Source organism: Mesorhizobium sp. M7A.F.Ca.CA.002.09.1.1 (assembly GCF_003998555.1).
Lineage (GTDB): Bacteria > Pseudomonadota > Alphaproteobacteria > Rhizobiales > Rhizobiaceae > Mesorhizobium > Mesorhizobium ciceri.
Window position 1 is genome coordinate 1 of sequence record NZ_RZRR01000029.1, and the last position, 8501, is coordinate 8501.

Below are 8501 nucleotides of genomic sequence, written 5' to 3' on the forward strand. Positions count from 1 at the left end.
AGGACGTCCTCTTCGTCATGGCGGCGCAGGCCGAATACGGTCCGCATCTCAAGCAGCTGTTCACGCCATTGATGACAGGTGTCGGTCCGGTCGAGGCCGGCGTCAGGCTAGGCGCTGAACTCTCCTGGCTGAAGTCGCAAAAAACCCTGCCCGACCTCGTCGTGTCGCTCGGCTCAGCCGGCAGCCGGACGCTGGAGCAGACGGGAATCTACCAGGCGGTTTCGGTCAGCTACCGTGACATCGACGCTTCGCCGCTCGGCTTCGAGAAGGGTGCCACACCCTTCCTCGACCTGCCGGTGACCGTGCCATTGCCCTTCAAGATACCTGATATCAAGCAGGCGACGCTATCGACCGGCGGCGCGATCATCACCGGTGCGGCCTATGATGCTGTTAACGCCGACATGGTCGACATGGAGACCTTCGCCTGCCTGCGCGCCTGCCAGTTGTTCGACATTCCGCTGATCGGGCTGCGCGGCATTTCCGACGGGGCGGCGGATCTCAGGCATGTCGGCGACTGGACCGAATATCTTGAAGTCATCGATGAGAAGCTGGCGGAGGCCGTCATGCGGCTCGAACAGGCCATCGGTTCGGGCACGCTTCTGAAAGATTCGCCGCATGAAGACGCCAGACCGCTCTGAAACTCGCAACCCATTGCGTCGACTCATTTCTTTCTCTAAACGCTCGCCATGAAAACAGCCAATCATCCCGATACCGTCCTGATTGTCGATTTCGGCAGCCAGTTCACCCAGCTCATCGCCCGCCGCATCCGCGAGGCCGGCGTGTTTTCCGAGATCGTGCCGTTCCAGTCGGCCGAAGCGGCATTCAAGCGCATCAATCCGAAAGCCGTGATCCTGTCCGGCGGCCCGGCTTCGACCGGCGATATCGGCAGTCCGCGCGCGCCGCAGATCGTCTTCGACGCCGGCGTGCCGGTGCTCGGCATCTGTTACGGCCAGATGGCCATGTGCGTGCAGATGGGCGGCGTCGCCGAAAGCTCCGACCATCGCGAATTCGGCCGCGCCTTCGTCGAGATCCAGAAGGACAGCCCGCTGTTTGAGGGCCTGTGGGCGCCCGGCCAGCGCCACCAGGTGTGGATGAGCCATGGCGACCGCGTCATCTCCTTGCCCACCGGCTTCGAGGTGTTCGGCAAATCGGAGGGCTCGCCCTTCGCCATCTTCGGCAACATCGAGCGCAAGATGTACGGCATCATGTTCCACCCCGAGGTGGTGCATACGCCCGACGGTGCCCGGCTGCTCAGGAACTTCGTCCACAACATCGCCGGCATCGAGGGCGACTGGACCATGCGCGCCTACCGCGAGCACGCGGTCGAGGCGATCCGCAAGCAGGTCGGCAAGGGCAAGGTCATCTGCGCGCTGTCGGGCGGCGTCGATTCCTCCGTTGCCGCGCTGTTGATCCACGAAGCGGTCGGCGACCAGCTGACCTGCATCCTTGTCGACCACGGCCTGATGCGCAAGGACGAGGCCGCGGGCGTGGTGGCGATGTTCCGTGAGCACTACAATTTGCCGCTCATTCTGGTCAACGCGTCGGACCGTTTCATCGACGCCCTCGAGGGCGAGTCGGATCCGGAGAAAAAACGCAAGACCATAGGCCGGCTGTTCATCGAGGTGTTCGAGGAAGAGGCCAAGAAACTCGGCGGCGCCGAATTCCTGGCGCAAGGCACGCTCTATCCCGACGTGATCGAAAGTGTCTCCTTCACCGGCGGCCCGTCGGTGACGATCAAGTCGCACCACAATGTCGGCGGCCTGCCGGCGCGCATGAACATGCAGCTGGTCGAGCCGCTGCGCGAGCTGTTCAAGGACGAGGTCAGGGCGCTGGGCAAGGAGCTTGGCCTGCCCGAGAGTTTCATCGGACGCCATCCATTCCCCGGCCCGGGCCTCGCCATCCGCTGCCCCGGCGGCATCACCCGCGAAAAGCTGGAGATCCTGCGCGAAGCCGACGCCATCTATCTTGACGAGATCCGCAAAGCCGGCCTCTACGATGCCATCTGGCAGGCATTCGCCGTGCTGCTGCCGGTGCAGACGGTCGGCGTGATGGGCGACGGCCGCACCTACGAGTTCGTCTGCGCGCTGCGCGCCGTCACCTCGGTCGACGGCATGACGGCGGATTTCTACCACTACGACATGGCCTTCCTGGGGGCTGCTGCCACCCGCATCATCAACGAAGTCCGCGGCATCAACCGCGTCGTCTACGACGTGACGTCGAAGCCGCCTGGAACAATCGAGTGGGAGTAGGGGGATTAGGCGGCGATGGTGTGTTGTCGCCTCCGCTGGAGTTAGCGCTGATTGCCTGACAGCACTCAAACGTGATCGGGCACGAATGTAAAGCATCGTCGGAGCCGTTTAGAGCCTTGGCATATGACGTGCAATACGCGGGTTTGAGCGAGCGACGATGGCTCGGCTGAAAGTTGGCTCGAACGTACTTTGCGGACCGCAAGGGGCGATAACTTCTGGCAACCGATTCGGCATCGGGCAGCGCGTTGGCTGTTTCCAGGAACATCCTTGACTGGATTGCGTTTCCTATTCCGGACCTTTCCAAAACAGGGAGAACGGTGTCATGGACTGGAACCGCGTGGAAGGAAACTGGAAACAGGTGAAAGGCAAGGTCAAGGAGCAGTGGGGCAAACTCACCGATGATGACCTTGACCGCATCGCCGGCAAGCGCGATCAACTCGAAGGCAAGATCCAGGAGCGTTACGGCATCGAAAAGGACCGCGTGCGGCGCGATGTCGACGATTGGTACGGGCGGCAGGGTTGGTAGGCATGTGAGCCCCGGCTGTGGCCATTCCAGGACGCGGCCCAACAGTCCGGCAGGACCATGCGGGCGCTGAGCCTTGTCGTCGGTTGAGTTTTGCAGCAAGGATTTCGTACTGTGGCTGAAAATATCTCTCGCAAGCAGGAGCAACGGGGGACAAGAAGAATTGTCACGTGGGCGATCGCAGTTATCGCCGTGATTTTTCTTGCTCTACTGGCTATATTCGTGTTCGGCCCGTTGCTATGACTTTCATGGCGATGATTGAGCTGTCTCCGATCCGGGGATGATCGGGCACTGGTCGGGGACGCGGGCAGCGGCCACCAGTGAGCAACTATGCTTCAGGCGAGGGCATGCGGCCAGCGCTGCTTCCGCGGCCGGACGACGCCAAGGCGGCGCACCTATATCGACCGCCGTCGCGCGGCTAGCCCGTCTGCAGTGCCGGCACAAAAACCTGTTTCACAAGAATTTTGCTGAACACGATTTCGCCGGGAACATATCAGGAAAGGATTGGTTTGGTGGCGGTACACCCAACCAGGAGATCCACCATGATCGTCAAACTTCTGTCCGCCGCTGTGCTCGCGCTCACATTGGCCACATCGGCAGTGGCACAGTCGAACAGTTCCGGCTCCAACAGCGGTTCGGGCTCGAACGACGGCACCGGGGCTACGTCTGGAAATACCGGCGGCAACAGCGGCACCGGCTCTGGAACATCCGTGAATCCTTCCGATCCGAGCACTACAAATTCGACAAATTCCACAACGAAATCAGGTGGCATGACTGACCGCTGCAAAGATTCGGCAGGCAACGACATCGACAACAACACCGCGACCGGCACGACAACATCGAATGTGCAGAACTGTAATAAATGACCCGGCTCCTCAATCCGTTGCCGGACCAGTGCTTCGGCAGCGCATTGAGCGCTGAGAGCGGTAAGCGCAGATGAACCGGCAGGCCGCCAAGCAAGCGCCGCCCCAATTCTGGTGGTTGGCAGGAGCATCGGCGGCTGTCGTCATCGGTTTTGCCGTCTTCGCCAGCGGATCGGTTCGCAGCAACAGTCTGCGAGAAACCACGCTTGTGCAGGCGATCGGCGGCGACCCTCAACGAGCCATCCCGGCCATGATCCGCAACGGCTGTGGCGGATGTCACGAAATCCCGGGGGTGCCCGGCGCCCGTGGTACCGTCGGTCCCTCCCTGCGGGGCGTCGTCGAAAGAGGATATATCGGGGCATCGCGAGCCAGCCCGGATGCGATGATGCGCTGGATCAGCAGAGCGCGGGACGTAGACCCGAACACGGCCATGCCCAATACAAATCTGTCGCCTCAAGAGGCGCGCGACATCACCGCCTATCTCTATGCGCGGACATGAGGCGCACTGAACTGGTCCGACGGCGCAGGCGCCTTGCCAGCAGAAGCAGCAGCCCAAGCATCAACACGGCGGCGCACGCCACAAGTGATTGAGCCGCCAGAACCATGATTGTCTGGCCTGTTGTCGAGCCGGCCCGCATCTGGCGTATATCGGCCGCGGTAACGCTGACGTCGGGATTTCCGAACCGAGCGGTGACGTAATTTGCAAGGGCTGCCACCTGGCCATCGTCCAGCCAGCCGCCGAAGGCCGCCATCGACTTACGCCCCGCCACGTCGCCAGCTTTGACGCCTTCAAGGATGGTCATGGCGACATCCTCGGGTGTGGCCGCGCCGGGGGTGCTGTTGCGGGTCAAGGACGGATAGGATCCGTCTGACGATCCGCCTCCGTTCGCCCCATGGCATGTCGAACAGAGCGATCGATAGAGATCATCGCCGGCTGCGGTCCCGCTGCCTTGCGTCATCCCTTCGGTTCCAGCATCGCCGTCGGCCGTGGCCGCGTTACCCCATGAGAAACGCGGCTGCTTTTCGTCTCCCGATTGGGCGGGCACGTCCCTGAGATAAGCGACGATGGCCTGGATATCGTCATCGGAAAGATGTTGCAGGCTGTTCATGACCGTTTCCGCCATCGGCCCGCCCGCATAAGCCTTCCCGGGAACGGCGCCGGTTTTGAGAAATCGAGACAGCTCTTCGTTGCTCCAGTCGCCGACGCCTGCGATCTTGTCGCTGGTAATGTTGAAGGCCTGCCAGATGCCGGCGGTGCCGCCGGCAAGCTTGTGGTCTTCATCCATGCCGAACGTTGCATTCCTTGGCGTGTGGCAGGCACCGCAGTGGCCGAGCACCTCGACCAGGTAGGCTCCCCTGTTCCATGCGGCGGTCCGGTTCCGATCGGGCGTGAAACTGCCGGTATGCAGGTTCGCGAGCTTCCACAGCGCAACTGTCCAGCGCTGGTTGAATGGAAAAGGCAGGATGTTTCGCGGCTGCGGCTGCGAGATCGGCGGCTGCGCCAGGAGGTAGGTCCGGATCGCAAGCACGTCCTCGCGGCTCATCGCGGCGAAGCTGTCATAGGGCATGGCGGGATAGAGATCGGCTCCATCGCGCCTGATACCTTTCCGCACGGCCCGCACGAACTCGTCCGCGGAGTAGCGTCCAATGCCCGTGTCAGGATCAGGTGTGATGTTGGTCGAGTATACGTCGCCGAAGGGTGTCGGCACGCGATAGCCTCCAGCGAACGGGCGGCTCGGATTGGACGTGTGGCAGCCGATGCAGTCGGCCGCTCGGGTAAGGTATTCACCCTTCTGGATTTCGCTCGCCCGCAGCTCAGTGCAAAGCGGCAACGATGCCAAGACGAGCGCGACCGCCCGGGAGGTGACGGCCGGGAATGGAATGCCCGCGGCAGGCCAAGGCGGGCACCGGCGGACGGCCAATCTCCGGGTCTTTGACCTCGTCACAGTTCGCACCCGCTGAAGATCAGCCCTGCCATCAGCTGCGCCAGCAAGATGAGCGTGAACAGCGCCCCGATGCCCACGGAAGTCCTTGCAAGGAATGCGCGCGTGCGCGCCTTCCGGGGCGGAACCGTACCATGTCCGCGGTCATGAACGGCGTGCCACGACAGCAGCGCGCCTGCCAGGGCGACCGCGGCGCCTATCAACGAGAACAAGGCAGTGGGACGAAAGCCGGCATGGCATTGCCAGGATGCAATCGAATAATCGAGCTGCAGCGTTATTGCCCACGCAACTGGTCCGCTGACCAGGCCTGCCCAGGAAACGCCGGTACGGATCGCCTGCATCTCACATCCTCGGAGCCCAATAGATAACAAGATAGAGCACGACCCATGAGACGACGACGAAGTCCCAGTAGAAGGCGTTGTCCGAGACGTCGCTGAAGCGGCGGCCTGCCTTGCCTTTTTGCGTGAACATGAGAACCGCCAGGACGATCGTGTCGCCGACATCGGTAAGGAGATGCGTCGTATGCAGCCCGAGCAGGAACCAGACGATCGATCCGTAAGCGTTCTGATCCCAGGAAATCCGCAGAGCCGGAAATTCCCAGATGCGAACGATCAGCGGAAGAATGCCGACGATCGACATGACGACCATGCCAAGGCGAACTTTCGCCAGGTCCTGGCGACGTGCCCAAACCTCGATCATGTGGTTGGGCACGACGCTCGCAACCAGAATAACCAGTACTGCCGTCCCCGGCAGCAGATCTGGCGCAGGGGCCCCAATGGGCCAATGCCGGGCCAGCACGGCCAGATAGAAGTAAGTGCCTATCGCCAAGGCAAAACCGGTTGCCTCGAGGGCAATGAAGGCAAGGGTTCCCCACCACATCGGGCTCGCTGACCCGAAATCGTATGTGGGCAGGTGACTGACGTCGGCGACGGGGCGGTGCCTCATTCCTCGTCCTCCGGTTCGCCTTTCGGCCAGAACCAGCAGATAAAGCCGATCGAAACCGGGATCGCTCCCCAGACCACCGCCCACGGCGTGTATATCGAACCGAGAAATGCGCCGCCGACTGCGATGGCCGACAGCAACGGCCAGATCGAGTTGTCAGCCGATGGTACCCTTACTTGCGGCATCGCATCGGCGACCGTACCGGCGAGCACCTCGCGGGCGTCGACACGCAGACCTTCGACCACTGGGAGCACATCGGGCTCGGCCCAAAGCGGTTCGCGGTGAGTTACCACGGGCAGCCGCGAAAAATCGTAGGAGGGCGGCGGCGACGTCGTCGCCCATTCGAGCGTGCTCGCGCCCCAGGGATTGTCTCCTGCAATGCGGCCGTTGCGGAGGCTGAGAAAGAGATTCAGGAAGAAAAGCGCGAAGCCCGCGAACACCACCAGCGAAGAGAGGCTGATGAAGAGGTTCATCTCGCCCCAGCCGCTCGCCGGCGGATACGTATAAACGCGGCGCGGCATGCCTTGCAGACCGAGAATATGCATGGGGAAGAAGGTGAGATTGAACCCGAGGAAGACCAGCCAGAAATTCCAGCGGCCGAGCCTCTCGGACAGCATGCGTCCGGTGATCTTGGGAAACCAGTAATAAACGGCGCCGAGCAGGGGGAAGACGGCGCCCCCGACCAGCACATAATGGAAATGGGCAACCACGAAATAGGTGTCGTGCACCTGCAGGTCGAGCGGCACCGAGGCGACCATGACGCCGGTCAGGCCGCCGATCACAAAGGTGAAGATGAAGCCGAGAACGAAAAGCATGGGCGTGGCGAAGATCGGCCGGCCGCCCCAGATCGTCGCAATCCAGCAGAAGATCTGAACGCCGCTCGGAATGGCGATCATCATCGAGGAAGCGGTGAAGAAGCTCTCGCCGAGTTGCGGCAGGCCGGTAGCGAACATGTGGTGCACCCACAGGCCGAAGGAAAGAAAACCGATCGCGATCAACGACAGCACGATCCCGAGATAGCCGAACACCGGGCGGCGAACGAAGGTCGGCAGGATCGCGGAAACGAAGCCGGTCGCCGGAATGAAGATGATATAGACCTCGGGATGGCCGAAGAACCAGAACAGATGCTGCCACAGCAGTGCATCGCCGCCTGCTACGGGGTCGAAAAATTTTGTGCCGACCAGGCGGTCGAGGATCAGCATTGTGCTCGAGACCATCACGGCCGGCATGGCGAACAGGATGACGAAAGCCGTAACGAGGACGGACCAGACATAGAGCGGGATGCGGTCGAGCGACATGCCGGGGGCACGTTGTTTGAAAACTGTCGCGATGATCTCGACCGCTACCGCGAGGGCGGACACTTCGGTGTAGGTCACCATCTGCGCCCAGAAATCGGGGCGCTTGCCGACGCCATATTCGGGTCCGGCGAGCGGCACATAGGAAAACCAGCCGGCATCCGCACCGGTTTCGAAGGCGAAGGCGATCCAGATCATCAGCCCGCCGGAAAGATAGACCCAGTAGCTGAATGCATTGAGCCGCGGAAAGGCGACATTGCGAGTGCCGATCATCAGCGGCACCAGGTAAATGGCGAAAGCTTCCATCACCGGCACGGCAAACAGAAACATCATCGTCGTGCCGTGCATGGTGAACAGCTGGTTGTAGAGATCGGGACCGATATGGCCGGCCTCAGGCTGGGCAAGCTGGAAGCGCATGGCGAGCGCTGACAGACCCGCAAGGATGAGAAACAGGAAAGCCGTCACGATATAGCGCCGTCCGATCAGCTTGTGATCGACCGTGACCAGCCAGCCGTAGAAGCCTTTCGGCGTTCGCCAGGCATGCGCCAGAAAGGCGCGCAGTCTCACCTCTTCGAGACCGGTGTCACGGATGCCTTTCAGGGCCTCCTGAGTGTGCTCGGCCGGCTTTCCCGCAAGGCCACTCATTCGAGGCTTCCGAGATAGGTGACGACCGCGTTGAGATCGTC

General features: G+C 61.9%; 9 protein-coding genes. 5 read left to right on the plus strand and 4 right to left on the minus strand.

The features are described from left to right. From EN994_RS02730 to EN994_RS02750, 5 genes are all read left to right on the plus strand, one after another. On the plus strand, window positions 1-638 hold a 638-nt coding region (locus EN994_RS02730), incomplete at its 5' end, for a 5'-methylthioadenosine/S-adenosylhomocysteine nucleosidase (protein ID WP_127307390.1). Window positions 639-686: 48 nt separating this feature from the next. Continuing rightward, window positions 687-2249 carry a glutamine-hydrolyzing GMP synthase gene (gene guaA / locus EN994_RS02735; protein WP_063170137.1) on the plus strand — a complete coding sequence of 521 codons (1563 nt, stop codon included), beginning with the start codon at window positions 687-689 and terminating at the stop codon, window positions 2247-2249. Between the two features lie 322 nt (window positions 2250-2571). After that, the gene (locus EN994_RS02740; protein WP_013533227.1) at window positions 2572-2775 is read left to right on the plus strand and encodes a CsbD family protein; all 204 of its coding nucleotides are present in this window, start codon (window positions 2572-2574) and stop codon (window positions 2773-2775) included. A 539-nt stretch (window positions 2776-3314) separates the two neighbouring features. Then, window positions 3315-3638, plus strand: a complete 324-nt coding sequence (locus tag EN994_RS02745; protein ID WP_013533226.1) for a hypothetical protein — start codon at window positions 3315-3317, stop codon at window positions 3636-3638. A gap of 70 nt (window positions 3639-3708) precedes the next feature. After that, entirely contained in the window at window positions 3709-4134 is a 426-nt protein-coding gene (locus EN994_RS02750; RefSeq protein WP_063170138.1) for a c-type cytochrome, read from the plus strand. On the opposite strand, the gene EN994_RS02755 is transcribed toward EN994_RS02750, so the two are convergent. From EN994_RS02755 to ctaD, 4 genes are all read right to left on the minus strand, one after another. Continuing rightward, the gene (locus EN994_RS02755) at window positions 4106-5476 is read right to left on the minus strand and encodes a c-type cytochrome (RefSeq protein WP_082826728.1); all 1371 of its coding nucleotides are present in this window, start codon (window positions 5474-5476) and stop codon (window positions 4106-4108) included. The genes EN994_RS02750 and EN994_RS02755 overlap by 29 nt on opposite strands. 101 nt (window positions 5477-5577) lie before the next feature. Next, window positions 5578-5919 carry a hypothetical protein gene (locus tag EN994_RS02760; RefSeq protein ID WP_063170140.1) on the minus strand — a complete coding sequence of 114 codons (342 nt, stop codon included), beginning with the start codon at window positions 5917-5919 and terminating at the stop codon, window positions 5578-5580. 1 nt (window position 5920) lies between these two features. Then, window positions 5921-6523, minus strand: a complete 603-nt coding sequence (locus EN994_RS02765; protein ID WP_013533222.1) for a cytochrome c oxidase subunit 3 — start codon at window positions 6521-6523, stop codon at window positions 5921-5923. Further along, window positions 6520-8460 carry a cytochrome c oxidase subunit I gene (gene ctaD / locus EN994_RS02770; protein WP_063170141.1) on the minus strand — a complete coding sequence of 647 codons (1941 nt, stop codon included), beginning with the start codon at window positions 8458-8460 and terminating at the stop codon, window positions 6520-6522. Before ctaD ends, EN994_RS02765 begins: the two co-directional genes overlap by 4 nt. Between the last annotated feature and the right edge of the window lie 41 nt (window positions 8461-8501).